The 24365-nt window shown below is 57.6% G+C and carries 31 protein-coding genes and 1 tRNA gene; 14 read left to right on the top strand and 18 right to left on the bottom strand.

Annotated features, from left to right (window positions below):
* Positions 1-5 precede the first annotated feature (5 nt).
* From MRBLMR1_RS24665 to MRBLMR1_RS24690, 6 genes are read left to right on the top strand one after another with little or no spacing between them, the layout of a single operon-like run.
* Positions 6-305, top strand: coding sequence for a hypothetical protein (locus tag MRBLMR1_RS24665; RefSeq protein ID WP_500066847.1), 300 nt, complete (start codon positions 6-8; stop codon positions 303-305).
* Positions 306-354: 49 nt separating this feature from the next.
* The gene (locus tag MRBLMR1_RS24670; RefSeq protein WP_500066848.1) at positions 355-1107 is read left to right on the top strand and encodes a lysozyme; all 753 of its coding nucleotides are present in this window, start codon (positions 355-357) and stop codon (positions 1105-1107) included.
* The gene (locus MRBLMR1_RS24675; RefSeq protein WP_500066849.1) at positions 1104-1529 is read left to right on the top strand and encodes a hypothetical protein; all 426 of its coding nucleotides are present in this window, start codon (positions 1104-1106) and stop codon (positions 1527-1529) included. Before MRBLMR1_RS24670 ends, MRBLMR1_RS24675 begins: the two co-directional genes overlap by 4 nt.
* Positions 1511-1813: a hypothetical protein gene (locus MRBLMR1_RS24680; RefSeq protein ID WP_500066850.1), complete on the top strand. Its 303-nt coding sequence runs from the start codon at positions 1511-1513 to the stop codon at positions 1811-1813. The genes MRBLMR1_RS24675 and MRBLMR1_RS24680 overlap by 19 nt, the downstream gene beginning before the upstream one ends.
* 28 nt (positions 1814-1841) lie before the next feature.
* Positions 1842-1997, top strand: coding sequence for a hypothetical protein (locus tag MRBLMR1_RS24685; RefSeq protein ID WP_500066851.1), 156 nt, complete (start codon positions 1842-1844; stop codon positions 1995-1997).
* A complete protein-coding gene (locus tag MRBLMR1_RS24690) occupies positions 1997-3508 on the top strand; it encodes a glycoside hydrolase family protein (protein WP_500066852.1) in 1512 nt (503 codons plus the stop codon). Before MRBLMR1_RS24685 ends, MRBLMR1_RS24690 begins: the two co-directional genes overlap by 1 nt.
* Here the strand turns inward: MRBLMR1_RS24690 and MRBLMR1_RS24695 are convergent.
* Together MRBLMR1_RS24695 and MRBLMR1_RS24700 are read right to left on the bottom strand one after the other, a co-directional pair.
* Complete coding sequence (locus MRBLMR1_RS24695) at positions 3485-4564, bottom strand: acyltransferase family protein (protein WP_500066853.1); 1080 nt, start codon at positions 4562-4564, stop codon at positions 3485-3487. The two genes, MRBLMR1_RS24690 and MRBLMR1_RS24695, sit on opposite strands and share 24 nt — an antisense overlap.
* A 184-nt stretch (positions 4565-4748) precedes the next feature.
* Positions 4749-5456 carry a hypothetical protein gene (locus tag MRBLMR1_RS24700; RefSeq protein WP_500066854.1) on the bottom strand — a complete coding sequence of 236 codons (708 nt, stop codon included), beginning with the start codon at positions 5454-5456 and terminating at the stop codon, positions 4749-4751.
* A 372-nt stretch (positions 5457-5828) separates the two neighbouring features.
* On the opposite strand from MRBLMR1_RS24700, the gene MRBLMR1_RS24705 reads away from it, so the two are divergent.
* Positions 5829-6023, top strand: a complete 195-nt coding sequence (locus MRBLMR1_RS24705) for a hypothetical protein (protein WP_500066855.1) — start codon at positions 5829-5831, stop codon at positions 6021-6023.
* Positions 6024-6356: 333 nt separating this feature from the next.
* Entirely contained in the window at positions 6357-6674 is a 318-nt protein-coding gene (locus tag MRBLMR1_RS24710; protein WP_500066856.1) for a hypothetical protein, read from the top strand.
* On the opposite strand, the gene MRBLMR1_RS24715 is transcribed toward MRBLMR1_RS24710, so the two are convergent.
* Entirely contained in the window at positions 6671-6970 is a 300-nt protein-coding gene (locus MRBLMR1_RS24715; protein ID WP_500066857.1) for a hypothetical protein, read from the bottom strand. The genes MRBLMR1_RS24710 and MRBLMR1_RS24715 overlap by 4 nt on opposite strands.
* Positions 6971-7048: 78 nt before the next feature.
* On the opposite strand from MRBLMR1_RS24715, the gene MRBLMR1_RS24720 reads away from it, so the two are divergent.
* The 3 genes from MRBLMR1_RS24720 to MRBLMR1_RS24730 are packed head-to-tail and all read left to right on the top strand — an operon-like array spanning position 7049 to position 8072.
* Complete coding sequence (locus MRBLMR1_RS24720) at positions 7049-7507, top strand: hypothetical protein (protein WP_500066858.1); 459 nt, start codon at positions 7049-7051, stop codon at positions 7505-7507.
* Positions 7507-7845 carry a hypothetical protein gene (locus tag MRBLMR1_RS24725; RefSeq protein ID WP_500066859.1) on the top strand — a complete coding sequence of 113 codons (339 nt, stop codon included), beginning with the start codon at positions 7507-7509 and terminating at the stop codon, positions 7843-7845. The genes MRBLMR1_RS24720 and MRBLMR1_RS24725 overlap by 1 nt, the downstream gene beginning before the upstream one ends.
* A gap of 56 nt (positions 7846-7901) precedes the next feature.
* The gene (locus MRBLMR1_RS24730; protein WP_500066860.1) at positions 7902-8072 is read left to right on the top strand and encodes a hypothetical protein; all 171 of its coding nucleotides are present in this window, start codon (positions 7902-7904) and stop codon (positions 8070-8072) included.
* A gap of 15 nt (positions 8073-8087) precedes the next feature.
* Here the strand turns inward: MRBLMR1_RS24730 and MRBLMR1_RS24735 are convergent.
* From MRBLMR1_RS24735 to MRBLMR1_RS24775, 9 genes are all read right to left on the bottom strand, one after another.
* Positions 8088-8164 (bottom strand) — tRNA-Pro (locus tag MRBLMR1_RS24735).
* Positions 8165-8321: 157 nt separating this feature from the next.
* A complete protein-coding gene (locus MRBLMR1_RS24740) occupies positions 8322-8666 on the bottom strand; it encodes a hypothetical protein (RefSeq protein WP_183827115.1) in 345 nt (114 codons plus the stop codon).
* Between the two features lie 182 nt (positions 8667-8848).
* Positions 8849-9037: a hypothetical protein gene (locus MRBLMR1_RS24745; RefSeq protein WP_112457211.1), complete on the bottom strand. Its 189-nt coding sequence runs from the start codon at positions 9035-9037 to the stop codon at positions 8849-8851.
* Between the two features lie 93 nt (positions 9038-9130).
* Complete coding sequence (locus tag MRBLMR1_RS24750) at positions 9131-9280, bottom strand: hypothetical protein (RefSeq protein WP_183685025.1); 150 nt, start codon at positions 9278-9280, stop codon at positions 9131-9133.
* 71 nt (positions 9281-9351) lie between these two features.
* Positions 9352-9642: a helix-turn-helix domain-containing protein gene (locus MRBLMR1_RS24755; protein WP_183827112.1), complete on the bottom strand. Its 291-nt coding sequence runs from the start codon at positions 9640-9642 to the stop codon at positions 9352-9354.
* 30 nt (positions 9643-9672) lie between these two features.
* Positions 9673-10935, bottom strand: a complete 1263-nt coding sequence (locus MRBLMR1_RS24760; protein ID WP_183827109.1) for an O-antigen ligase family protein — start codon at positions 10933-10935, stop codon at positions 9673-9675.
* Positions 10932-12476, bottom strand: a complete 1545-nt coding sequence (locus tag MRBLMR1_RS24765; protein ID WP_183827106.1) for an undecaprenyl-phosphate glucose phosphotransferase — start codon at positions 12474-12476, stop codon at positions 10932-10934. The genes MRBLMR1_RS24760 and MRBLMR1_RS24765 overlap by 4 nt, the downstream gene beginning before the upstream one ends.
* 77 nt (positions 12477-12553) lie before the next feature.
* On the bottom strand, positions 12554-13711 hold the full coding sequence (locus tag MRBLMR1_RS24770) for a glycosyltransferase family 4 protein (RefSeq protein WP_183827103.1): 1158 nt from the start codon (positions 13709-13711) through the stop codon (positions 12554-12556).
* 6 nt (positions 13712-13717) lie between these two features.
* The gene (locus MRBLMR1_RS24775) at positions 13718-14308 is read right to left on the bottom strand and encodes a polysaccharide biosynthesis/export family protein (protein WP_148145317.1); all 591 of its coding nucleotides are present in this window, start codon (positions 14306-14308) and stop codon (positions 13718-13720) included.
* A gap of 171 nt (positions 14309-14479) precedes the next feature.
* Here MRBLMR1_RS24775 and MRBLMR1_RS24780 point away from each other — a divergent pair, with 171 nt between their 5' ends.
* On the top strand, positions 14480-16756 hold the full coding sequence (locus MRBLMR1_RS24780) for an exopolysaccharide transport family protein (RefSeq protein WP_500066861.1): 2277 nt from the start codon (positions 14480-14482) through the stop codon (positions 16754-16756).
* A gap of 7 nt (positions 16757-16763) precedes the next feature.
* On the opposite strand, the gene MRBLMR1_RS24785 is transcribed toward MRBLMR1_RS24780, so the two are convergent.
* Both MRBLMR1_RS24785 and MRBLMR1_RS24790 read right to left on the bottom strand, forming a co-directional pair.
* Entirely contained in the window at positions 16764-17915 is a 1152-nt protein-coding gene (locus MRBLMR1_RS24785) for a GNAT family N-acetyltransferase (protein ID WP_500066862.1), read from the bottom strand.
* A 178-nt stretch (positions 17916-18093) separates the two neighbouring features.
* Complete coding sequence (locus MRBLMR1_RS24790) at positions 18094-18303, bottom strand: DUF2842 domain-containing protein (RefSeq protein ID WP_183685026.1); 210 nt, start codon at positions 18301-18303, stop codon at positions 18094-18096.
* Positions 18304-18508: 205 nt separating this feature from the next.
* Between MRBLMR1_RS24790 and MRBLMR1_RS24795 the strand changes: the two genes are divergently transcribed.
* Complete coding sequence (locus tag MRBLMR1_RS24795) at positions 18509-19609, top strand: COX15/CtaA family protein (protein ID WP_500066917.1); 1101 nt, start codon at positions 18509-18511, stop codon at positions 19607-19609.
* On the opposite strand, the gene MRBLMR1_RS24800 is transcribed toward MRBLMR1_RS24795, so the two are convergent.
* The 4 genes from MRBLMR1_RS24800 to MRBLMR1_RS24815 form a co-directional block, all read right to left on the bottom strand.
* Positions 19599-20477 (bottom strand): aminoglycoside phosphotransferase family protein, encoded by an 879-nt coding sequence (locus MRBLMR1_RS24800; RefSeq protein WP_500066863.1) that lies wholly within the window; start codon positions 20475-20477, stop codon positions 19599-19601. The genes MRBLMR1_RS24795 and MRBLMR1_RS24800 overlap by 11 nt on opposite strands.
* Positions 20477-21409 (bottom strand): N-acetyl-gamma-glutamyl-phosphate reductase, encoded by a 933-nt coding sequence (gene argC / locus MRBLMR1_RS24805; protein WP_148145312.1) that lies wholly within the window; start codon positions 21407-21409, stop codon positions 20477-20479. Before argC ends, MRBLMR1_RS24800 begins: the two co-directional genes overlap by 1 nt.
* 73 nt (positions 21410-21482) lie before the next feature.
* Positions 21483-22433, bottom strand: a complete 951-nt coding sequence (speB, locus tag MRBLMR1_RS24810) for an agmatinase (RefSeq protein ID WP_500066864.1) — start codon at positions 22431-22433, stop codon at positions 21483-21485.
* A 7-nt stretch (positions 22434-22440) separates the two neighbouring features.
* Entirely contained in the window at positions 22441-22785 is a 345-nt protein-coding gene (locus MRBLMR1_RS24815) for an antibiotic biosynthesis monooxygenase family protein (protein WP_148145310.1), read from the bottom strand.
* A gap of 299 nt (positions 22786-23084) precedes the next feature.
* On the opposite strand from MRBLMR1_RS24815, the gene MRBLMR1_RS24820 reads away from it, so the two are divergent.
* Complete coding sequence (locus tag MRBLMR1_RS24820) at positions 23085-24311, top strand: TadE/TadG family type IV pilus assembly protein (protein ID WP_500066918.1); 1227 nt, start codon at positions 23085-23087, stop codon at positions 24309-24311.
* Positions 24312-24365 lie beyond the last annotated feature (54 nt).

Below are 24365 nucleotides of genomic sequence, written 5' to 3' on the forward strand. Positions count from 1 at the left end.
TTCTTATGCCCAAAGGTACAGTGACCCTCTCGAAGCGACGCGGGGGCTCCGTTCCCATGCCGGTGCTTCAGGCGCAGGCGAAGGCCGGACCCCTCGATGTGACGCTGACGAATACCGGCCAGCTGCTCGGTATCGTCGCCGAAAGCGATGACGACTTCTGGGAACTTGCATTCGATACCAATGTGCGTGTGCACTTCGCGGAAAACCCGACCGTCACCGCAACAAGCGGACGCCTTCTCTGCGCAGGCATCCCATACACCTATGCGGCCAAGGAAGGCCAGAAGATCGCGGTCATCCTCGCCTGACGCGCAGCCGCGGCCGCACTGATTGATTTCCTTTACATCGGAGAAACTTATGAACCTCGTGCCGAACTGGCGGCGTGTTGTCGCTATCTCTTTGTCTTTCTGGATGCAGGTTGCGGGCCTCCTGGTCCTGATCTGGCCGGAACTAAAATTCGCCTGGACCGGTCAGGACTCTGATCCTGTCCTCTTCTGGTGGCTCGGCGTTCTGCTCCTCGTCGCCGGCATTCTTGGCCGGCTCTATGAGCAAGGCACTTCCAAATGGAGGGAGTGGGTTCGGATCGGCGGCGTTGCCGTGGTTATCTTCCTTCTCGCCATGCTACTTGCCACGACCGTGCGTGCTGCGCCTCCCTCTGAAGAGCAGACGCTCGCCGTGGCGGTCCCTTTCATCGCGCAGGAGGAAGGGGAGCGGCTTGTTGCCTACCTCGACATTGTCGGCGTTCCGACGATCTGCTCGGGCTCGACGCGGGGCGTGAAGCTCGGCATGCGCAAGACGCAGGAAGAATGCCGGGCGCTTCTCCGTTTGGAAGTGGCCGAATATCGAGCCGGGCTTCACCGGTTTTTTAGGCAGTACACGATCAATTATTACCTGACGCCGTGGCGAGATGCTGGCTACACGTCGGTCGCGTTCAATGCAGGGATTGCCGCGATCGGCAATAGCACTGCCACCAAGCGCCTGAATGCCGGTGATATCGCCGGCGGCTGCGATGCGCTGACCTGGTGGAACAAAGCGGGTCAGCGCGTAATCCGGGGGCTTACTCTTCGTCGCAATCGGGAAAAGGCTCTTTGCATGAAGGGGCTAACGTGACCGTCCTTTTCACCTGGCTCATCCGAACTATCGGGATAGGCGGCTGCGCATTCCTCGGCCTCTGGATCTATGATTGGGGTATCCCCGGTGCATCCCGCGTCCCTTATCTGGCCTCGATCCCGATCCTCGGCGATCTCACGACCGGCCGCGCCCATAGCTATGCTAATGAGCAGGTCAGACTTGCGACTGCTGGCATGGTGGCGAAGTTCGAGTTCGATGCTCTTCAAGCGCAATTCGAAAAGGAACGCCGCGAAAGGATCATCGCGCAGGTTGCAAGTGCTTTGGCGCAGGAGCGTGCCGATGCGATCGAGGTCGAGCGACGGATCGCTGACGCTGAGATTGTCCGTCTGCAAAAGCAGGCGGCTAAGGACAAACTGCCCGGATGGAGCGAGGAGGAGCTGAAATGGTACGAAAGGCATTGATGCTTGTGCCGATCGCGCTCCTCCTGATGAGCGCAGACGGATGCCAAACGCTCGAACGGCGCGCCGAACAGGCAGCTGTCGCCAAGGGTGAAGCGTTGGCAAGATCTCCCTTTCCGGATCTTCCTGAGGCCTGCATCGTCAAGACTGGCCGGGTTCGGCCTGCGACCGACGAGGCACGCGTCGTCACGCTGAAGCGCTGGGAAATGGTCGCGGACATCCGTGATCGCCAGGCAGAGGACTGCGCCGCATGGGGCGCGGACCAGAAGCGCCTTCGGGCCGAATAAATTATCACACATTTCAGGAGGCGCTTGGATGCGACCACTTAATTCCATGGGGCTCGGCCTGCAGGCGCAGCCGCGTCCACCAACACAGGGCGGTGGGGTCGATCCGTCGCTCACATTCGCTTTCACCTTTAACGGCGAACCCTTCACCTTCGGTGGTGTCGCCTTCACCTATGGAGCGCCGTAATGCCTATTCCTGTCGAAAATCCATCCGCAAACCCGGCTGCTTTCGCTGCTATTCGCGCGTCGCTCAATCTTCCATCTGCAGAAGCATTGCAGTTGCCGCGCTATTATTGTGGTTTTTTCAGAGGGAGGGCGAGCGACACACAGATCGAACGTCTTTGGGTAGGGGCGTCATTGGACGGTCTGTCATTCTCGACCATCGAGGCCAATTACGCCCCGCCAAATCCATACACCGTCCGCGATCCGTCTTTCGTCCGATACGGCGGCTACATCTATTGTGCCCATACAGTCGGGTCATTCGGATCGTCGACTGGCTTCGGCATAGCGCGATCGAAGGACGGCATCAATTACGAATGGGTTGGCTTAGTCTCCTTGGCTGCTGTGTCAGGTGTAAACCGAGTGTGGGCACCTGAATGGTTTGTTGACGATGCGGGTGGTCTGCACATCATAGTATCCACGTCTTCGGATTCCGGCGCCACGTTCTCGTTCTATGAAGTTCGCCCTAGTAGCGGAGACCCGGCCGGAGCATGGAGCGTGCCTTCTCAATTGACCGGGACGCCGAATACGGCAATCGATGCAACAATCACGAAGGTAAGCAGCACCTATCACCTTTTCTACAAGGTGCAGGGTGGGGACGGTAACTCTTATATCCATCACGCGACAGCGACGGCGCTTTTGGGACCGTACACGACGTTGACGACCGACAACCAGCTTGGGTTCGGAAAGTACGTCGAAGCCCCCACAGTCATCAAATTACCGTCCGGCAGCTATCGCATCTATTACGACAAGTATTTCAACGCTGTCCCGCTCACGGCTGAAAGCTCAGACCTCAACACCTTTGCCGGTATTCAAGGTGTCGGGAAGACCGACGGCCTTTCCAGGCACGCGGGTTACCTTTGTCTTGATGCGACGGACAATGTTGGTATTGGATATGCTGCTGCAGTCATGGCCGCAGCAGCTCGACGGTCGCGCATAGCAGATCTGGGGCTGAACTGCATCGTGGCGCCCACGAAGCAGGGCTTCACATACGGCACCAACGGCCCCAATGCCGGCAACTCACGAGGCGTCCGGGTTGTCCCGACGCGCGACATGAGAATTGGCCAGCTCGGGTTTATTCTCACGACTGCTTCCGCGTCGAACGACACAATAGAATTGGCAATCTATAGCGGCGGCGGCACGAAGCTAGCCACGACTGGAATTGTTTCTGGTGCGCTGAACGCAGGCACTGGCCTCAAAAAGGTGGCTTTAACTGCCCCTTTCACGCTGCGCTCCGGAGCGGCCTACTACCTGTTTTTAAGCTTGGCTTCCAAAGCGGGATCCCCAAGCTTCAAGACGGTTGTTGCTGATGCCGATGCAATCAAACTCGTGGGCAATCTCGATGCAAACGCTGGGTTCGGTATCTCCGATATCGTCTACTATGGTGGTACCGGTGGAACGGCTCTTCCGGCCGAGATTACGTTTGAGGCCGACACGGCGACGACGCTTGGATATCTAATGGCGGCTTTCGAGGGGTAGCTGGCTGCTGTCCACGGCGGGCCTTGTTTTCGTTAGATAGTTCCGAAGAGGACGCTCCAAAAAAAGATGGCAGATCAAGCCTGCCATCTGACCGCTAACCACTGCCACGATAAATAGTGGCAGTGGTGCCATTGGGACGACGGCCGATAATTGCCCCACGGCCGCCAGTGCAAGGAGATGCACCAGGTAGGTCGAATAAGAGGCGTCTCCCAAAAAGACAGAGGTACGAGCTGAGATCCCTTTAAGCCAGTTCGCGCTTGATACAGCACTGGATACCAAAAGCGCAGATGGAACGCCCCAGAGCAGTACACGATCCAGAGACAATGCTCCATTGATGATGAGGTGTGATTCCGAGATGTCTCCGAACCCAAATGCGATCGTTGCAGCAAACCAGAATGCTGAAATCAACAGAAACGGTAGGGCCGTCCAACGAGGCGTTCTAGGGGCGAGAAGCGCAATCAGGACGCCAAAAAGAAACTCAAGGATAATGGGATTGCCGAGGAATTGAAAAAACGTTCCGTCGGTAAGTTCCAATCCAGCCCACGACAAGGCGAACGTCCCAACTAGGCCCCATGCAGCAGCGGTCGAGCGCCCGGCAAGCAGGAACAAACATATCGCGAAATAAAACAGTAGCTCGAAGCACAACGTCCAACCGATAGGAAGCACAGGAAGCACGGTTTGCGTGCCTACCGCAGGCCAGAACGTAATGGTCACGAAAAGCGCGCGTACCCACAACGTGCCCTCGATCAGCGCAAAAATGATCCAGGGCAGTGATGCTATCCAATAGAGAGGGACTACACGTTTGATGCGGTCCGCTCCGAACTGGGCGGGCGTTTTTGTCGAATTCGTCGCTACTGCCGTTATGATAAAGCCGCTGATGACAAAGAAGATATCGACGCCCGAAGCACCGAAATTCCCGATATTCTGTGGTATGGAAAAGTCTGGATGTTGTTTCAGAGTGAGGTCGACGGAATGTGCAATTACGACAAGGAATGCCGCGACGAACCGGAGTAATTGGACGTTTTCGATTATCGGCTTTCGTGCGCTTTCCTTCATGTTGGGATCCCCTTGTCTGCGACGACTAGCATCAGTATTCTCAGCCACTGACAGAATTATTCCAATGCGGCAAGTTGAGTCGATGATCAGGCTTATCAGATGAGGTTAACTCACCGCCCCGATATCTCCTGCGGTAAAGCAATCATCGATCGTCGTTAAAATTCGATCACGCAAAGGTCGGGCGCTACATGTCAACGAAATGGAAGATTTCGCCGCTGCTATCCGGGATTTGCCAAGTGAAAATAATATGGGATGCAGTCTTCGCGGTTTCGCCCACAATTAGTTCGAAGGGATGCCTGCCGTGAATATGGAGATCACGATCGTTAATGAACGGGCGTAGCATCAGTGCAAAGGAGACTGGCCACATAGTGAAGCGGCATCCGAGAACGAAGCCATCTGGGCTAAGGATTGGCGCGAACTCGAAAGTTCGTTGTGTCGCAATTCCATTGAGATATGTCGGTGGCCGGCATAGATGAAGGCCACCTCCCTCGTAACTATTCATCATGAAGCCCTGTACCAGCGCCGCGGTATCCAGCTTGTGATTGCTTACTCGGGATCCTCCAATAGTGATTATCCCACCGAAGTGATGTGCACATAGACGCTGGAGTAGGAAACGCTCAAAGTCGTACCCTGACACAAGGATCACGTTAGCCCTTGTAGGATCAGGACCACTCGTTATCGCCTCAAATACCCGTTTACCGACTTCGTCGAAGTGCGCAAATTCACTGTTGTGGCGCCGACACAGAACTTTCGCCCCTACAGCATGTGGGAACAAATCATCTACTTTTTGATCTTCCCACCAGGCGCCTAAGGCGGGTTGATTGTGGCTAATGCTGTCTGAAATAAAGTGCTCGACGGAGATTTTGGTGTCACAGTTTCCAAGGAAATTCATATAGCATCGCTCATGAGAATACTGGTGCGATGGCGGGTATTTTACGGAATACGGATCCTTGTAGACAAATTCGTTCGCTCGCAGGCAACACTTTTTTGTTTTTTTTCCGCTTCGGCATGGGCACGACATGTTCCGCTCGAAGCGAAATGGTCTGATAGATGGGTAGCGATTAGCCATATCGAAATCTCATAATGCGAAATCTGTCCTCACCTTCGAACAATTTGAGCCCAAGTTGAAGGGAACAAGAAGTGTCTCAAGTCAGTAATCCAACCCATATTGCCTCGGTCAGTCAAGAATACTTCCGATCGGTCTAAACCCATCACCCTGACATCGAGCCTCGATTTTTCCAATGCCGGGGCGCACAAAACCACTATGACCAAAGAAGAGTTCTCTCGCCGCTTCACGGAAGAAATCGTCAAAATGTCTTTCAGGCACAAGAAGCTGCCCTTCGGTCGCGCACCGCACGGTTATGCGCACGACGTTGTTCCGAGTTATTGGCGCGAGTACCTTCTTCATGGTGGCACGCCAGAAAGCTGGGCTCAGGAAGATGCCCACTTGTGGGAGTGACTGACCCCGCACCCTGACATCATATGATGGGGTTGAAGAATTTCCAGGCAAACCAACATTGATGGCGCAATGGGAGCAACAACCTATGATCTACACGATTGTCGTTATCGGTGTATCCGTCGCCATGGGTACCTTTCTAGTTCGGTATGGCATAAAAGGTGGAGGGAAAGGATAGGGCTTGTGGCCGTTCACCCCGATTTGGGACGGGTGCCGAAAGCCTATTAATTGGCCGAAGGCGAGCAGGGAAATCACAAATTGTCAGACACGTTATTTATGGCCAGGCTTCCTGGATGGACCGAAAAAACATCCGTGAGGGCTCTTAGGGGGCACACCATGGGAGCTTTGGAAGATGGATGGCTAATCGCATATGAGGACAATAAGACCCCACCTCGGCCAAGCATCCATGGCAAGCTTTGCGTGGTCCAAATGCCGGATGGCCGCAATCTGGTTCGGAAGGTGCAAAAAGCGTGGAAACCCGGAACTTGGGATCTACTCACCGTCTCGGGCGAGCATATGGTGAACCAACGTTTAATATGGGCAGAGCCGGTCACCATGATCGTGCCGTACGAGCTTACCGATGAAGAGAGGATTATCATCTCTGAGGCGGCAGAAAAAGCCCGCGAGGGGAGTTTACTCTCCGACCTGGCCTAATCACGGGCCGGCAGCCCGTTTACCTCGCGCATTCGATTGTACCAGTCCTCAACCGCCTTCGCGGCCTGCCAGTGTTCTTTCGCCCATCCCCGATGGGGCATGATGATGCGCTTTTTAAAGCCATCTCTCCCATGAGCGCCGCCTGACCACATGAACTCGTTCTTGTGCGTGTGCGTCGTCAGGTCGCGCATGATCCGGCCGATGTAGATATCGCCGTCATAACCGGACCAATCCTCATGGCCTTCACCCGGCCATGTCACCCGCCATTCGTATTGTTTTTCCCAGTCATCAGCCATGGCTGATCGAAATCCCGTGCCGTGGCTCCTGTCAACTATGGAAAACTCTATGTCGAAACCTTTCACAGGAGGCGGGCAATGATCCTGTTGCGCCGTGTCGCCGGTGGCGTTGCCAACCATTTCAGGATCCGAGCTTCAGAATGGATAATGCTCTGGCCAACCTTCGGGCTCTACCTTGTCCTAATGAACGATCCGATGATGTTCCAGACGTCGCCATCTTTCACTGTCCTGGCCGACTGGGCCGATGAAACCACCTGGGCACTATTCGTCATTGCCAGTGGCCTCGCGCGACTGGCGGCGCTCACTATCAACGGAACCTTCCGAGGTTTCGTCTTCTCGCCTCATATCCGCGCGGGTGCCTCGCTGATCGGGGTAGGGATATGGTCTCAAGTGTCGCTCGGTTTCTTCATGGCTTGGCTTACCTCGGGCGGCGCAGCGTCCGGGGTGATCGCCTGGTCCACAATGGTTCTGCTGGAAATCATCAATACGCATCGGTCATGGGCTGATGTTGGTTCGCAGGGAATGGAAAAGCGGTAATGGATTGGACCGGGCTGGACTATGAGAAGATCGCAAATGCTCTTGTGATACTGGTGACCGGCTTGGCGGTCGGGCTGGGTTTCAGGCGGGGCAGAAGGGACGGGGGGGCGACGGCCCAAACCTTGGAGGTTGCAGCGGCCCTAGTGGACAGCTCATCCGTCCGTAATCTCGAAAATGCCGTCAAAGACGTCAGAGTGGCGATCGAAGAGGGAACGGAGGAAAACCTCAATTATCGCAAGTCCCTCGAGCGTGCGGTGAAGGATATGACCGAATCTATCGACGAGCTGACAAAGGGATTGGCGTCTCTCGAGAAAGAGATGATCCGCGAGAAGCATTGAGCGCGAGGCCCCTAACCGGGCCTCGCGCTTTTTTTGTTGGAAAGGTGGCGAGGAGCTTGAGCACCAATCTGACGAACCAATTTGATTCTGCAGCACAGACCAAGAACGCAGCTGGATTTGTTCGGGACTTTTTCGGGACTTTATGCGCCGGAACTGGTGATTTGAGCGCTTTTTGTTCCGTATTTGCCAATACTGGCAAAACAGCAAATTCCAATAATATCAAATGATATCAGGGGGATAATTGGTCGGAATGGCGGGATTCGAACCCACGACCCCTTGACCCCCAGTCAAGTGCGCTACCGGGCTGCGCTACATTCCGACCTGCTTCGAGAGCAAGACTTCCATACTGGCATGACATTGCTGGCGCAAGCGAAAAATCCCGGTCTTGATGCTGGTTGCACATGATCCGACGAAAAAGTCCTGCCGCACGCGCAAGGTAGGGCAGGACTAGATTAATTTTGGAAAAAGCATCCCAATCAGATGATTGGGCAACCGCGCCGATTTGCGAAGGTGATGCGATCCGGACCGCTTCGCGTCATGCCTTCAACGGTCACGCTACGGGATGTCACGCGAACCACCTCGGGGCGACGAAGCCCTTCGTCACGTGCCGCGGCACGTGCCTCGCCGGGGCTGCAGCCGCGGTCCCGGTCCCGGTCGCGATCGCCGTAACGATCCCGGTCGCGGTCCCGTATAACCGGGCGTACCCCATCCGGTCCGATGCGAAGCTCCATATCCTGTGCCGCGGCCGGCATGGCAAAGACCGAGCACGTGGCCACAGACAGGGCCGCCGCAAGTCCGAATTTTGAAACCATCTTGAACATCTCTTCTCCTCCGCGCGTAAGTCGTGACGTCGCGCATAAGTTATAAATCCACGGAGAAGTAACCCGCTGGTGGATCAAAAAGTTCCGCCGCGGTGAGAGTTTGCTTTTAAGTATAGGGAAATAATCAAACGCAGGACAGGAAGCACTCAATCAATGAGTGCTTCGCTATGTTTTGCCTGGTGTTATCTGAAGCGAGGAGCCCGGCTGGCGTTCATCAGCAGTTCCTGCTGGGTGGCGAAAGGCCCAAGAAGCTTCAGAAGTCTTGCTTCCTCTTCGGTATCGAGGCGGTAGCGGCGCGAAAAATCGGCGACGCTCCATACTTTCCTCAAACCTTTTTCCTCGATGTCAGCAGTGCTGAGATGCGATGTCATGTGAACCCCTCTTCGTGTTCAGCGACTTTGCCAAAGGTAATGTGAAATAAAGAATGCGCTTATGTAGTTAAGTTTATGTACGCAATTTTACCTTTATTGTCCTTCAACTTTCACGCCATTCTCCCCGATGCTGATTGATACGCCTTCAGGCTTTGTTTCTTCGCGGTATAGATAGAAACTAAGGCCAGCGACCACGACGATCAGTGCGCCGATGATGAGATAAAGGTTGTTGCTGCGTGTCATGCATGTCCCCGATGTAGATTTCGGCGGAGAAACGCGTTTCAACTCAAATGGTTCCAGAAAATTTATGGAATCTAGTCGTCATTGGTCGAATTCAGATTCTGGGGTCTGATGCCTTCGTCTATTGGCTGGTGATGCAGGCGGACGCCGGGACCGGATGCGTCCTGCTGACCGGCGGAAACAAAGATGATGCCGCGGGATTCAAGCACCCGCTTCAGTTTTCTTGAAAGCTCCGGCTCGGCATTGCCTGTTGAAGCCTCGGCATCACGAATGCTGTTGCCGGAGACGCCGGCCGCCTTGGCAAGCTCTTCGATCGAAAGCCCGATCATGGCGCGGGCTGCGCGCAATTGCGATGTGGTAATCATGCTTATGAATTGGAATGACTCCGGCCGAAGTCAAGCGCCTGCAGCACCTGCCGTAGCGTCTATGGCACGTTGCCGCCGCATATGTTTATGCTCGAGCGCGTAGCAGCCCCACAGGAGGCCGAGAAGCAGATAGAAGTGTCGCCAGTGGTCGGTGTCGATGACGTTGCCGATGAGCGAATGGCCAAGGATCATGACCCAGCAGATCATCAGATAGGGCTGCCATGGTCGCTCCCGCAGGAGATAACGGAAACCCATCCAGATCGTGGACCAGATCATGATCTGGTAGGTCACCGCACCCAGCCAGCCGTAGGTCGTGAGTGATTTAAGCCAGATATTATGCTCGTCCTCGCCATAGATCTTGCCGAATGCCATTGGGCCCAGCCCGAAGGGCCGCTCCATAGCCATCAGGAAGCCGATCCGGTGCCGTTCGAAACGGCCGAACCTTGCTCCGTCGTATGACTGCACCAGCTTGGCACGGTTGGTGAAAAGGTCTGAGATCTGGGGAATCTGAAGCGCGATGACCAGGGCAAGAATGAGCGCCAGCGCTGCAATGGCTGAGATGATCAGGATCTTCAGCCGGAATGCGGTTGTCCGCTCTTTCAAAAGCATTGCAACGACAAGCGCAATGCCGCTGAAAAGCAGTAACCCCCAGGCTGCACGGGAAAACGAAAGGAATACGCCGATGACCAATACCAGTATGCCGGCGATCAGAAACGGCGCTTCCATGATGCGACCTGTCAGCAGCCGGTAGAGCATGTAGAGGATCGGGGCGATGAGATAAGGCCCGAACACGTTCGGATCCTGAAACGCACCCATGGCGCGATCGTAGCGGGTAAAAACATGGGCGCCCGGAAAGGCGTTGAAATAGCCGAGGATACCGAGAAGCGCCGTGATGATCGCCGCCACCACCCAGACCCGAAAGATCAGTTCGAATCTGCCCGGATCATCCTCGATGATCGCGGCATAGAAGACCGAACTTAACGCAAGAAAAATCGAGACGGCGATATACATCGGCGCGCCGCTCATATCCTTCATGACGGTGATGGAGAACATGCCGCCAATATTGAAGACCATAAGCAGCGCAAGCAGAAGGCAGACAGTGCGCGAAATGCGCAGGCCAAGCAGGAACCAGATGGCGATCTGAATCACCATGACGAGTTCGTATGGGGCAGGTTCCGAGATGACAAAACCCGACAGGAAGACACCGAACGCCAGCAGGCAGGCCCCGAGAAGCCGGGCAATCTGTGCTGCGGAAAGGCGCTGGGCCCGGGTTTCGAAATTCGCCGTACTCAATACGCGTTGTCCGTGTTGAACAGGCTGATCGGGGTCAGAAACAGGATTTTCAGATCAAAGAGCAATGACCAGTTCTCAATATAGTCCAGGTCATGCTCGGTACGGGCTCGGATTTTTTCATCCGAATCGAGTTCGCCGCGCAGGCCCTTGACCTGTGCCCATCCGGTGACGCCGGGCTTGACCCTGTGTCGGGCGAAATAGCTTTCGATGACATCGACATATTTGCGTTCGCCCGTTTGAGCGTGAACGGCGTGAGGACGCGGGCCGACCAGGGAAAGTTCGCCCTTCAGCACGTTGAAGAGCTGCGGCAGTTCATCGATCGATGATTTGCGCAGGAAGCGTCCCACCGGGGTAACGCGCGGGTCACCCTTGGTGACCGCTTTGACAGCCGTCTGGTCGCTCATGTTCGTATACATGGAACGGAACTTGAGGACCTTGATGGTCTCGTTGTTGAAACCGTGCCGGTTTTGCCGAAACAATATCGGTCCTTCTGACGTCGTTTTGACCGCGATCGCGGCAGCCAGCATGATCGGCCACAGAAGTACGATAGCAATGAGTGTGAAAACGATGTCGAAGGAACGTTTTGCAACGGAATCCCAGTCGCGGATCGGTTTGTCGAAAATGTCGAACATCGGCACCGAGCCGACATGCGAGTAGGAGCGGGGCCGGAAACGCAGGCGGTTCGCATGAGCCGCGAGCCGGATGTCGACGGGAAGCACCCAGAGTTTGCGAAGGAGCTGCAGGATTCGCGCCTCTGCGCTTGCCGGCAAGGCGATGATCAGCATGTCGATGCGCGCGAGGCGCGCGAATTCGATCAGTTCGGCGAATGTGCCAAGTTTGGGGTAACCGGCCACGACGCTCGGAGAACGGTCGCTGCCGCGGTCATCGAAGATGCCGCAGATGCGAATGTCGTTGTCTGGCTGCTGTTCCAATGCGCGGATGAACTGCTTCGCAGGCTCGCCGCCGCCGACGATGACGGCACGGCGCTCCATCACGCCGTTGCGCGCCCAGTGGCGGATCGCATAGGCGGTCAGAAGGCGTTCGCCTAGCAGGAAGGCGCAGCCGCAGAGGAACCAGATCGTTGCGGCGCCGACGGGGTAAAGCACACCCTCGGCGATCGAGATGCCGAGATAGGTCAAAATGAAGCCCATCGCCCAGGCGGCGAGTACTCGTCTGGCATTCCGTCGTGCTGCGCGGATAGATGGGATGAGATAAGTATCGGCAAGCTGCAGGAACAGCACCGTCAACGATGCGCCAACGGCAGTTACAACGAAACGAGTGAGGAAATGACTGTCAGCGGGAACCGGCTGCAAATAGCACGCAAGCAGGCCTATCGCGAGAAGCGATACGAATTCGAACAGGCGAAACTGTCCGATCAGCATAGTCGGTGAATAATTGTTGTCGCTGAACTGGTCGGCTATCTGTTTGGCGAACGGATTGAGCTCGACGGGAGTTGCCGGTCCGTTATGTGATCCGCCCTCCGCGACGCTGCGGCGCAATGCCTCGAGGTCCAGGTCCGGCCGATTGCCCAAGTCGCTCATGAAACGGTCCCTTGTCTCCCGGTTGTCAACGGAGAGATCATGAGAAATCGCTTATCAGGAAGATGCTAAGGAAGCCTTTAGGCTGGCTTTCCATTGCCGGCCTGCAGGGCATCCCGATAGAGGCCGAGCATGTCGCGCGCCATCACCTGTGCGGAGAATACTGATTTGAAGGCGGAGGGTTTCGGCATGGTGCGGATACGCCAATCAGGCTGTGTAGCGGCGGCTGTCATGATGCTGGAGAGGTCCTGAGCGTCACCTGGAATGGCAAGCGCCTCGCTGCTTTCACCCAGCACTTCCGGTATGCCGCCAACCCTGGATGCAATAACGGGTTTGCCTGCCGCGAGTGCTTCGAGCACGATATAGGGCATCGCCTCCGCACGGGACGGAACCACGATTGTTCTGGCCAGCGCAAAAGCCTTGCGAGCAGGCATGGCGGGCAACATCTGCATGCGTCGATCTAGCCCGAGCTCCGAGATCATGGCCCGGTATTTGTCTTCATCGGGACCGTCGCCGATCATCATTGCGGTCAAAGGCCGGCCGATGCGGCGTTCGGTGCGCAGAAAGGCGTCGATAAACACGTCCGGCCCCTTCATGTCGCGCATCATGCCGATGAAGAGAAAGTCCGTAGCCTGCGGCTCCAGCGAGACGGGCGCGAATTCGGCTTCGTTTATACCGTTATAAATGACCTGCGAATGTGGTCTTGGTGTTCCCACCTTGGCCTCGTAGGTCCGCCTCTCGTAATCGCAGACGAAGGCTATGGCATCGCAAAAATTCTCCTGGAGGCGCTCAAGCCTGAGGATAATCTGCCCGGTCGGTGATGACCGGGTAAAATGCAGGCTGCCGCCATGCGGAGAATAGACGCGGGCTACGCGATACCTGTTTACCCGCAACACTGAGCCGATCATCCGGGCCACTGCGCCACCCTTGGCGCCATGTCCATGCAGGATGTCCGGCTGCAAACTTTTTATATGCTGATAGCTCTTGGCAAGAGCGATCATGTCCGAAGGCGAAATGGCTCGCCGCATCGGTAGGCGCGTCAGTCCCAGGGCGAGTTTCGGCCTGATGGTCTCGAACAGCGCGTCCTCGTAGGCGCCGCCCGTAGAACTGTCGCAGAGAATGCCGATCTGATGACCAGCGGCGCTGTGCTCTTCCACCAGATCGCGCACATGCCGAAAGATCCCGCCTATCGGATTGCGGAAGCAATGCAGGATGCGCAAGGGGGGAAGGGGTCGCATCTTGGGTCAGAACAGGCGCTCGCGGACATAGATCGTGTCGCCGGCAAGGATCGGGGCGGTGATTGCCGTGCGGCCGGTCGCCACCTGTCCATTGACCTTGCGTGTCACGTCGACGTCCCGCTCGTTGCCGCGCGGGGTGAACCCGCCGGCAATGGCGATCGCATTTTGCGCCGTCATGCCCGGCACGTAGGAATATTGGCCCGGCCGTCCGACTTCACCCATGACGAAAACGGGGCGATAGCGATCGATTTCGATGCTGACGTCGGGATCTCGCAGATAGCCCTGCTTCAGACGGCCCGCGATAGAGCCTTCGAGCGCCGGCAGGGTCTGGCCGCGGGCCGCGACCTGTCCGACCAGCGGGAATGCGATGTAGCCGGCCTGATCGACCGTGTAGGTGTTTGTCAGTCCCGGCTGTTCGAACACGGTGACGCGCAGACGGTCACCGCTATCCAGCCGATAGGGCTGCAATGCAGCTGCCTCAAAGCCCTTTGCCGGCGGCGGGCTGGAGGCACAGCCACTCAGCAGTGCGGCTGTGACGGCCAACGCCGCTGCCAGCACCTTACGGGTCTGCACTTGTCTGCGTCGGGCAACGACCATGTCCCACTCAGGCTCCGGCTGTTCGTATCATTTTGTTCGTTATGGATCTGTTAGGGTTAATGGCGGGTAAAGGGGGAGTTCAATATAAGCAACTTCGCAAGTATGGGGTCGTTAACCGCAGCGTTACCATGGTCCTTTACCATTCGCTGAATTGAGACGCTGGAGTGTGTGATGTCGGGTGCCAACGGCAATTACCAGGACGTGGATATCGATCTGGGCCGCGTGATCGCCGCGGTATGGGCGCGCAAAGGGCGGATCATTGCTGTTACTGCCTTTGCGGCCGTAGCCACTCTTGTCGTTACCAGCATGATGACGCCGAGCTACAAAGCCGAGACCCGACTTCTGATCGAATCGCGCTCCCCGAACCTTACGGGCGGGGCGGGCGCAGCCGCCGGTAACGATCCGGTTTTGGACAGTCTCAACATCACCAGCCAGGCCCAGTTGCTGCAATCGACCGATCTGATCCGCCGCGTTGCCCGCGATTTGAACCTTGCTCAGTACAAGGAATTCGATCCGGCGGCGCGATCACTTCTGCCTGATCTTCTGGTTATGGTGGGGCTGAAGCCGGACCCCATGGCGCTCGATCCCGAAGATCGGGTCGTGGAAAAATTCCGCGAGAGGCTGGAAGTCTACGCGGTTGAGAATTCCCGCGTCATCGGCGTCGAATTCTCCTCGCACGATCCGATCCTTGCCTCGACCATTCCGAACAAGATGGCAGAGGTCTATCTTCAGCTCCAGAGTGGCGCCAAGCTCGATACGCATTCGGAAACGGCCAAGTGGCTCGAGCCGGAGATCGCCAATCTGACGCAGAAGGTCAGGGAGGCCGAAAGCAAGGTTGCTGAATATCGATCCAGAAATGGCCTGTTTCGGACGAATGAAACCAACAGCTTCTCCAGTCAGCAATTGAACGATATCTCGACCGAACTCACCCGTGTGCGCGGAGAGCGGGCCAATGCCGAGGCGAGAGTGGAAAATGTTCGCACCGCGCTGGGTGCGGGACGCGCACCCGACACAATCGCGGATGTTGCAGGATCGCAGGTCATCCAGCGGCTCAAGGAAGCTGAGACAAATCTTCAGGCGCAGATTTCGGATCAGGCGACATCGCTTCTCGACGGCCATCCCCGGATCAAGGGCCTGCGGGCACAGCTGGCGCAAATCCGACAGCAGATTGCCAGCGAAACCCGTAAAGTTCTGGCGAGCCTCGACAGCGAGGCCGAGGTTTCTCGCCTGCGCGAGCAGCAGCTGATGGCGCAGCTCGATACGTTGAAGGCAGATTCCGCTCGCGCCGGAGAGGAAGAGGTGGGGCTTCGCGCGCTGGAGCGCGAGGCCGCCGCCCAGCGGCAATTGCTTGAGACCTATCTTGCTCGTTATCGTGAGGCGACTTCCCGGCTTGATGGCAATGCTTCGCCAGCCGACGCCCGCGTCGTCTCGAAAGCAGTTGAGCCGTCCGAGCCCTATTTCCCCAAGGTTATCCCGATCGTCACCGTCGTGACGCTCGCTGCACTCATCGTCAGCTGCCTGATTGTGATGATTTCCGAACTGTTCAGCGGTCGGGCACTACGGCCGATCAATCGCGAGGTTTCGTTGGAGCCTGCGCCGGTTCAGGAACGGGAGAAGATTGCAGAAGCGCCGTTGCCGGCCGCTGCGCCACCCGTCGCCACCGTCTCGCGCGAAACGCGGGTCGAAACCACGGCGCTGGCGGAACAGAGAGCCGTGATTGAACGGAAGGAGGAGGTTCGCACCGCCGTCCTACCGCCCGCACCGGCTGCCGCTCCACCGGCAAAAGAGATCAATGTAGCCAGCCCGCAACCTGTCGGATCCGACGAGAATGAAGTCGTTCCCGTCGTCGATACCGGCTTCACGATCGGCTCCGTTGCTCATTACCTCCAGCGTCACGCTGTCCCTGTTGCTGTCGCCGTATCTCCGAATGGTGATGGCGGCTCGACGGCCAGCGTCATGCTGGCGCGCGCAGTGGCTGAAGCCGGCCGAAACGTGATCCTTATCGATCTGACCGGATCGGCCTGCCCGACGCGTCTGATGGCCGAGCATGACCGGCTACCGGGGATCACTGATCTTCTCTGCGGAGAAACCGCCTTCGGCGAGGCTATCCATCCCGATCGACTCTCGGAAGCCCATATCGTGCCGCAGGGCATCTCCGATCCTGTTCGTGCGATGCGTGCCGCAGATCGCCTGACGATGATCATCGATGCGCTTTCCGACGCCTATGACCTTGTGTTGATCGAATGTGGTCCTGCCGATACAGGCAGCCTGAAGCGTCTTGTGCGCGCCGATGGAACGGAGATCATTCTTTCTGTTCCGGGCTTTACCGAAGATGCCATTGCCGAGCTTGTCGTCACCTATGCCGATGCCGGTTTCCGCAATCTGCTCGTCATGGCTCAGCCGGACGACAGCCAGTCGCCGTCATCACGCCGCCGCAGCGCCGCTTGAAACTCTGTCAATCCTGACCGTCGCGGCGGGAACGCCAGCGCTGGGCCAGCGCATAGAGCCTGTGGTTCCGTTTGATCGCAGTCTTTATGCCGGTCTGCGCCAGATACAGGCCAGCAATCACAGAGCCCTTGGTGCTGATTGGCAGCAGCATATCGTGCAGCACGGTTTCCTGGTTGCACCAGCTGTGCTTGTAAGGTTGGTCGCCGATGCCGAAATCGAAAAGCGTCGCCCCGTCTTCGATGCAGCGTTCTATCGCCAGCCAGAAAAGCAGCTCCCCCGGGCTTGCCTCGGCTCCGATGCTGTCGTCGATGGAGCTGAATTGGCAAAGCACGTGACCGCCCTTGCGCGAAAGGCCGGTCACGGCGGCGATATGGCCGTCATGTTCTCCCTTCAGGCGTATCGCATGCATGGATAGCGGCTTGTGATTGCCCTGCGCCGGTGTATCGAGCAGCCGGTGCAGGAAATCACGTGTCGGGGCAGGGGCAAACACATCCGGTAGGCCAAAAGCTTTTAGCCTTTCGCCTTTCTGGGAAAAGAACCGCTCAAGAAGCGTGTGCTGTTCGTCCGGCGTAGTGGCCACGACATAATCGAAACCGCCGATCGCCTCCAGCCGGCGGACTTGGACGCGGTACTTCTTGCGCCGTGTCTTGGCGTTGATCTGCGCAAGCGTTGCCTCCATCGTGTCGAGGAGTGGCAACTGAAACGAATGGTTCTGGTTTTCGATCGAGGCCAGATCACCGAGTGGATGATTGATGCCCTTCCAGTACAGTGGCACTTCATCGATCACCAGAAGATCGGCAACACCACGCAGCGACCTCGTTATATCGGTTCTGAACCGTCGCAACGCATTCGCATCCGGAGAAGCAAGCGCCTCGTTGCAAAGCCCCGTGTTGAGATTGTTGAACCGCCCGCCCGGTAACCGCGCAATGCGCCCGAACCTGCCTTGGGAGATCTCCAGCGGCAGCAGGAACAGGATGCTGGAGCCGACCGAGCCGGTGACAGCCAAAAGCGGACTCTGATGCGCCGAAGTCCAGGCACGGCACCAATCGATGCCCTGATTGAGTGAATTCCATTCGCGGTTTTCGAGGCGCCGCCATTCGGTTTCGATGGAAGAGATGTCGCATATCAGGGTGATGTCGAGTTCATCGAAACGCGCCACCGGCTTCTCCACCGTCCCGGAGAGAGCCACTGGAGTATGCGTGTCGTTATGATTTGCCCTTGCGGTCATCCATCACCCATATGATCGCTGCTATATTGGGCGGTGAGCAAGAAGAATGAGTTTATCCCACTGACAGGCCGCTCGGAAGCGTTGGGTCTGGTTAACCTGCGGTATACGTCTATCGCTTCGGTCTCGGACCGGCCATCCATTTGATGATCAGCATCGCAGGCAGAATCCACAGCAGGCCGGACAGAAGAAAATAAAGGAAATGCACCCACCACGGGGAGGTGGCGAGTGTCAGCGTTGCAATCGTCGTTGCCGCAAGCGCATAGGTGATCACCAGGATGATGATCAGGATGGTACCGACAAAACTTCTCCAACGCGGCACCGAACATCCTCCATGCCCTATGGCCGCGACCGGATGCCGCAAAGCCTTGGGGCTTGTTTTGCACGGGTCCATGGGGCAAAGCAACGTGGAAACCGGAGACGATCTGCCGCTGTGGCGCGTTGTCTCACGGCGTCCCATGAAAACGGGCCGATGAGCACCCCCGATTGCGGCCCGAATGAAGCCATGAATGGCAGGAGTCGTCACCATGTCGGCAACGGACACGATCATCATCGAAGCGACGCGCGAAACCGGACGGCTGGACCGGAACCGCAAGGCGGTCCGCATCTGGCTGGGTCTCGTCATCTTCACGCTTTTCTGTCTCGTCCTGGTCGGCGGCGCCACGCGGCTCACCGACAGCGGCCTGTCGATTACCAAATGGAAGCCGATCCACGGCGTCATCCCGCCGCTCAATGCTGCCGAGTGGCAGGAAGAGTTCGAACTCTACCAGCGCATTCCGCAATATCAGCTGCTCAACAGCCATATGACGGTCGATGAATTCAAGTCGATCTTCTGGTGGGAATGGGCACACCGCTTCCTCGCCCGGTCCATCGGTCTCATCTTCGCTCTTCCGCTTGCCTTTTTCTGGCTGACCGGCCGTATCGAAAGGCGGGTGCGCCTGCCGCTGCTCGGCACGCTGGCGCTTGGCGGCTTTCAGGGTTTCATCGGCTGGTGGATGGTCTCGTCCGGCCTCACCAAGCTGGTCAGCGTCTCGCAATACCGTCTTGCCACCCATCTCGTGATCGCCTGTCTGATCTTTTCCGCCTGTGTCTGGATCATGCGGGGGCTAGCGCCCCATGCGAAGGACCGCGCGCCGACGGACCGGTCGAAATGGGCTGCCGGCGCGATCGCCTTCCTTGTGCTCTTCCAGATCTATCTCGGCGCACTCGTCGCCGGTCTCGATGCCGGCCTGAGCTACAATACCTGGCCGCTGATGGATGGCGCCTTCATTCCCGGCGACCTGTTCATCCAGAACCCTTGGTGGATCAATCTCTTCGAGAACCCCAAGACGGTGCAGTTTGTGCATCGTTGCGGCGCCTACGTTCTCCTCGCAGCCGTCTTCCTGCACATGATCATTTCGCTGTCGAAGGCCCCGGCGACGACCCATGCCCGTCGTGCCGTGTTGTTGTTCATCCTTGTCCTCATTCAGGCGGTAATCGGCATCTCGACACTCATCTTTCAAGTCCCGCTCGACATGGCGCTTGCGCATCAGGGCATGGCGCTGATCGTCCTCGGCTTCGCCGTCGCGCATTTCCGCGCCTTCTTCGGCGAGTATCAGCGGGAAGCAGCGATCGAAGTCAGAGGCTAAAGGCGCGCTCGTCGAGCAGTCTGTTTGCGACGTTCAGGAAGGCAAGGCGCTCCATCGCATTGCCGTCTCCCGAAATCCTGTCGCCACCCTCCAGAGACCAGCAGATCGAAAGACCAGCATGCGCGATGGCGTAACGCAGGATTTTCTCCCGCTCGCAGCCGATGGCCGGCGCGAACAGGTCGACCAGTCGGGTGATCCGCTGCGGGTCGATGATATCCGCAAAAGCGCCGTCCGGATTGCCGAAGACATTGGCGACATCATAGGCCGGATCGCCGAGAAGCCCCTGAGGGTCGATGGCAAGCCAGCCTCGCTCCGATCCGCTGACAATATTCTCGTGATGCAGGTCGCCATGCAACGGGCGGATGTCGCTCTGCGACGAGAGCAGGTCATCTGCAATCGATGCACTATAGGCAAGAGCTGCCGAAAGATCGGGCTTATCTTCCCCGGATGTCCGCTCGAACAAGGGCTGGAAATGCGACCGCAGCGGAATAAGGCTGTCAGGCGGCGCGTCGACTGTGGCCGAATGCAGCTCTCCCAGAACCGACAGAATGATGTTGTTGGCGGCATCCTCGCCATGCTGAAGCCTGTAATCCTTCAGCATCAGCGTTCCGGCGTCTTCAAGCAGGCAGGCCGTGTTCCGGCGATCCAGAACCAGCACGCTGCCGCACCCTTTACGCCAGTCGAGAAAGTCGATGCCGGAGAGTTCGTGCAGTCCTTCGGGTTTCAGTTGCTTGGTGATCGCCCGAGAGCCATCTCGTCGAAGAACGCGATGGACGAGGCTCGTGCGCGTATCCGCAATCAGTGCAGAAGACCGGATGCCCCATCGCTCCACAAGATCTGCGGGGAGGGATGGGGTCGCAATTGTCATCAGGCGGACAGCATCAGGTCCATGTTCTGCACGGCTGCACCCGACGCGCCCTTGCCGAGATTGTCGAGCAGGGCGACGAGGTTCACATGCGCGCCGCCCGGAGTGCCGAACACGAAGAGCTTCATGCGATCGGTATTGGCCAGTTCTTCCGCATCGACGCGGCCGAGCTTGGTGCTCTCCGCAAGCGGCACGACGGTGACGATATCCTGGCCGGCATAATGCGCGACCAGTGCCGCATGGATGCTTTCGATCGTCGTGCCGTCCTTAAGATCGTCGAGGAAAAGCGGCACCTGCACGATCATGCCTTGTGCGAAACGGCCGACAGAGGGCGAAAACAGAGGTGCGCGGTCGAGCAGGCCGTGGGTCTTCATTTCCGGTACATGCTTGTGCTTGAGCGGCAGGCCGTAGACGAAATTGTTGGCAGAAATCGCATCCTCGCGGGACTGGTCTTCCATCTGTGCAATCATCTGCTTGCCGCCGCCGGTGTAACCGGAGACCGCATTGACCGAGACCGGATAGCCGTCCGGCAGGATACCGGCAGCGCGCAAGGGGCGGATGAGGCCGATCGCGCCGGTGGGATAGCAGCCGGGGTTGGCGACATGCCGGGCGGCCTTGATCTTGTCTGTCTGAGCTTTGTCCATCTCGGCAAAACCATAGGCCCAGTCAGGCGCGATCCGGTAGGCGGTCGACGTGTCGATGATCCGAACGCTGTTGTTGCCGGACAGCATGCCGACGGCTTCCTTCGAAGCATCGTCCGGCAGGCAGAGGATGGCGATATCGGCGCTGTTGAGCAGATCTTCGCGCATCGCGGCGTTGCGCCGCTCGGCTTCCGGGATGGACAGAAGCTCGACGTCGCGGCGGCCGGCCATGCGGGTGCGGATCTGCAGTCCCGTTGTGCCGTGTTCGCCATCGATGAAGATCTTCGGTGTCATTGCCTTTATCCTGTTAAATCAGTGCCCTGGAGAAGGAGCCGGAATCACTTTACCAGCCCGTTGAATCAGTTTGTTAAAGCCGGGACAGACGCTCGGCCCTGAGCCCGAGCATATACATTGCAACGGTTGCCCCGGCAATGGCGGTAATATCGGCATGGTCATAGGCCGGCGCCACCTCCACCACGTCTGCACCGCGGATATCGAGGCTGCCGAGTTTGCGTAAGACTGACAGGATCTTCGCGCTCGACGGCCCGCCGGCGACCGGCGTGCCGGTGCCGGGCGCAAACGCCGGGTCGAGACAATCGATATCGAAGGTGAGATAGGCCGGGCGGTTGCCGACATGCGCAAGGATCGCATCGACGATCTGTTGCGCCCCCATGTCCTCCACATCATAGCCGTGCAGGATGCGGATGCCGAAATCTTCCGGTGCATGGGTGCGGATGCCGATCTGGATCGAGTGCGCAGCGTCGATCACGCCCTCCCGCACCGCGCGGGCGACGAAGGAGCCATGGTCGATCCGCTCACCATCGTCATCCCATGTGTCCTGATGGGCATCGAAGTGAACGAGGGCGAGGGGGCTGTGCTTTTCTGCATGGGCCTTCAAAAGAGGCCAGGTGACAAAATGATCGCCGCCCAGCGACAACAGGAAGGCACCGGAGGTGATGATCTCTGATGCCGTCTCTTCGATCAGTCCCGGCGTCTTCTGGTGATTGCCATAGTCGAGCAGGACATCACCGTAATCGACCACGGCCATGGCTTCGAACAGGTCGCGTGCGAAGGGATATTGCGGATCATTGTCGAAGATCGCCGATGCGCGACGGATCGCCTGCGGCCCGAAACGGGCGCCGGGCCTGTTGGAGACGGCGGCATCGAAGGGAATGCCGAGCACTACCGCGTCGGCACCCTCGACATCCTTGGAATAAGGCCGCCGCATGAAGGAAAGTGCGCCCGCATAGGTCGGGTCGGTCGCCGCGCCCCGAAAAGCTTTCGCCGTAAAGGCGTTGTCGATCGATTTGCTTGCCATCCCCATCCTATCTCTCGAAACCGTATGCCCGTTCCACCCGTGCGATCCGCACCTGGTAATCCTCGTACCAGCGCTCCCTACCCAGTTTCTGGGCCGCGGCATGCGAGACCACGGCCTTCCATGCCCTGATACTGTCTTCGTCCTTCCAATAGGAATTGGTTATTCCGAAACCGTCAATGCCACGCGCACTCTCTACGCCGAGAAAGCCCGGTTGCTGGCTGGCAAGCTCGACCATGGCATCGGCCATATTGCCATATCCATTGTCGCCTTCGGTGCGACAGGACGAGAAGGCGACGACATAATAGGGCGGGGCGGGAAGTTGGGCAAAAGAAGTGGCCGGCAGGCTGGACATGTATCGCTCTTTCATCGTTTCGCAATCCGTCACGTTGGCGATCGGGGCGTGATAAGCAAATCTCAAATCTTGATGGATCGGAAGCGGCAAACCACCACCTTGCTCGCCTCGATTTCTGTATCGGAGCGAGACCTTTTCATCGGTTTCCGCCGTGTCTGATGGTTAAAATGTAATGAAGCTTAAAATCGGAAATATTTCATTCAGGCACATTTAAAGCCTCCCGCTTATTCGGACACCATATCATGATTTCGGGTTGGGTGTTGATAATGTTAGCGTTTTTGAATGTAGCCTTGACCGGTGTGCGCAGATTGAGCGGCGATCGTAGCGGCAACTTTGCAATCGCCACTGCGGTCATGTTGCCGGTCCTGATTGTGGCCGGTGGCGGTGCTGTTGATGCATCTTCCGCCTACTTAGAGCGAAGCAGGATCCAGGGGCAACTCGATGCAGCCGTTCTGGCCGCAGCCGGTCAGAGCGACAGTGCCAAGCGCCAGTCCACTGCGGCAGGTTTCATGCCTGCCGCATCGGCCGGCACGGGCGAAAACCCTCTTGTTGTCACCAATAACAGCGATGGCAGTGTAACCGGCACCTATACCTACACGATGCCGAATTCCTTTCTCGGTATTGTCGGCATCGACAATTTCAAGCTGGTTGTCACCGCGACGGCCATGGCAACCAGCAAATCTGGAGGGGAGGCCGTTAATGACGGGGCGGCATGTATTCACGTGCTTGCCAACACGTCTCAGGCCGTGCTGATCAATTCCGGTGCGAACGTGAAATCGGAGAACTGTGGAGTGGATGTTCTTTCCACTTCCAACCCGGCCTTCATCATGAATGCCGGAGCCAAGATCGAGACGCCGCGCTTCTGCGTCAAGGGCACGAACTACATCAAGAATGGCGGCACGCTCACCAACCTGAAGACCGGTTGTGCTGCCGCCGCCGACCCTTACGCCGGTAGGTTTGCGGAGCCGACGCTACCATCGAAATGTGAGACGTCCGGCGTGCCGAACGGCTCGACCTTCACTTTGAAGGCCGGCATGCATTGTGATGTGACCTTCAACGGCAGCCCGAAGATCACCTTCCTGCCCGGCCTTCACATCATCAAGGGCCGGATGATCATCAATTCCGGGGCGACGGTAAACGCAGAGAGCGCAACCTTCTACTTCCCGGACGTCAACAGCGAGATCCGCGCCAATGGCGGCCTGACCTTCAATGCGTCAGCCCCCACCTCAGGGCCCTATGGCGGCCTTCTGATGTTTGAGTCGACCAGCAGCGCCTCGAACAACTCGAACAAGCAGCAGTATATTTTCAACGGATCGGTGAGCGAGACTTTGAGCGGCATCATCTATCTGCCGAACCGCAACGTCACTTATAATTCGAAGACGAACCAGACGAGCCGCATCAACATGGTCGTCAACACGATGATCATGAACTCGTCCAACTGGAATATCGAGCCTTATGAAGGAGGCTCGTCCTCCAGTCAGCCGGGTTCAAGTTCGAGTTCGAGCGCCGTGCGGTTGATCAACTGACCACGTCAGGTCGTGCCTGTTATTCTGGCCGTTGCCTTCCGAAAGGAGGGCGGC

This window comes from Neorhizobium sp. LMR1-1-1.1 (genome assembly GCF_040675795.1).
In the GTDB taxonomy this organism is placed as follows: Bacteria; Pseudomonadota; Alphaproteobacteria; order Rhizobiales; family Rhizobiaceae; genus Neorhizobium; species Neorhizobium cellulosilyticum.

Excerpts from the sequence above, each read along its gene's own strand:
- MRBLMR1_RS24665 (WP_500066847.1), top strand. The coding sequence starts at position 6 with ATGCCCAAAGGTACAGTGACCCTCTCGAAGCGACGCGGGGGCTCCGTT.
- MRBLMR1_RS24670 (WP_500066848.1), top strand. The coding sequence starts at position 355 with ATGAACCTCGTGCCGAACTGGCGGCGTGTTGTCGCTATCTCTTTGTCT.
- MRBLMR1_RS24680 (WP_500066850.1), top strand. The coding sequence starts at position 1,511 with ATGGTACGAAAGGCATTGATGCTTGTGCCGATCGCGCTCCTCCTGATG.
- MRBLMR1_RS24685 (WP_500066851.1), top strand. The coding sequence starts at position 1,842 with ATGCGACCACTTAATTCCATGGGGCTCGGCCTGCAGGCGCAGCCGCGT.
- MRBLMR1_RS24690 (WP_500066852.1), top strand. The coding sequence starts at position 1,997 with ATGCCTATTCCTGTCGAAAATCCATCCGCAAACCCGGCTGCTTTCGCT.
- MRBLMR1_RS24695 (WP_500066853.1), bottom strand. The coding sequence starts at position 4,564 with ATGAAGGAAAGCGCACGAAAGCCGATAATCGAAAACGTCCAATTACTC.
- MRBLMR1_RS24700 (WP_500066854.1), bottom strand. The coding sequence starts at position 5,456 with ATGAATTTCCTTGGAAACTGTGACACCAAAATCTCCGTCGAGCACTTT.
- MRBLMR1_RS24705 (WP_500066855.1), top strand. The coding sequence starts at position 5,829 with ATGACCAAAGAAGAGTTCTCTCGCCGCTTCACGGAAGAAATCGTCAAA.
- MRBLMR1_RS24710 (WP_500066856.1), top strand. The coding sequence starts at position 6,357 with ATGGGAGCTTTGGAAGATGGATGGCTAATCGCATATGAGGACAATAAG.
- MRBLMR1_RS24715 (WP_500066857.1), bottom strand. The coding sequence starts at position 6,970 with ATGGCTGATGACTGGGAAAAACAATACGAATGGCGGGTGACATGGCCG.
- MRBLMR1_RS24720 (WP_500066858.1), top strand. The coding sequence starts at position 7,049 with ATGATCCTGTTGCGCCGTGTCGCCGGTGGCGTTGCCAACCATTTCAGG.
- MRBLMR1_RS24725 (WP_500066859.1), top strand. The coding sequence starts at position 7,507 with ATGGATTGGACCGGGCTGGACTATGAGAAGATCGCAAATGCTCTTGTG.
- MRBLMR1_RS24740 (WP_183827115.1), bottom strand. The coding sequence starts at position 8,666 with ATGTTCAAGATGGTTTCAAAATTCGGACTTGCGGCGGCCCTGTCTGTG.
- MRBLMR1_RS24745 (WP_112457211.1), bottom strand. The coding sequence starts at position 9,037 with ATGACATCGCATCTCAGCACTGCTGACATCGAGGAAAAAGGTTTGAGG.
- MRBLMR1_RS24750 (WP_183685025.1), bottom strand. The coding sequence starts at position 9,280 with ATGACACGCAGCAACAACCTTTATCTCATCATCGGCGCACTGATCGTC.
- MRBLMR1_RS24755 (WP_183827112.1), bottom strand. The coding sequence starts at position 9,642 with ATGATTACCACATCGCAATTGCGCGCAGCCCGCGCCATGATCGGGCTT.
- MRBLMR1_RS24765 (WP_183827106.1), bottom strand. The coding sequence starts at position 12,476 with ATGAGCGACTTGGGCAATCGGCCGGACCTGGACCTCGAGGCATTGCGC.
- MRBLMR1_RS24770 (WP_183827103.1), bottom strand. The coding sequence starts at position 13,711 with ATGCGACCCCTTCCCCCCTTGCGCATCCTGCATTGCTTCCGCAATCCG.
- MRBLMR1_RS24775 (WP_148145317.1), bottom strand. The coding sequence starts at position 14,308 with ATGGTCGTTGCCCGACGCAGACAAGTGCAGACCCGTAAGGTGCTGGCA.
- MRBLMR1_RS24780 (WP_500066861.1), top strand. The coding sequence starts at position 14,480 with ATGTCGGGTGCCAACGGCAATTACCAGGACGTGGATATCGATCTGGGC.
- MRBLMR1_RS24795 (WP_500066917.1), top strand. The coding sequence starts at position 18,509 with ATGTCGGCAACGGACACGATCATCATCGAAGCGACGCGCGAAACCGGA.
- MRBLMR1_RS24800 (WP_500066863.1), bottom strand. The coding sequence starts at position 20,477 with ATGACAATTGCGACCCCATCCCTCCCCGCAGATCTTGTGGAGCGATGG.
- argC (WP_148145312.1), bottom strand. The coding sequence starts at position 21,409 with ATGACACCGAAGATCTTCATCGATGGCGAACACGGCACAACGGGACTG.
- speB (WP_500066864.1), bottom strand. The coding sequence starts at position 22,433 with ATGGCAAGCAAATCGATCGACAACGCCTTTACGGCGAAAGCTTTTCGG.
- MRBLMR1_RS24815 (WP_148145310.1), bottom strand. The coding sequence starts at position 22,785 with ATGTCCAGCCTGCCGGCCACTTCTTTTGCCCAACTTCCCGCCCCGCCC.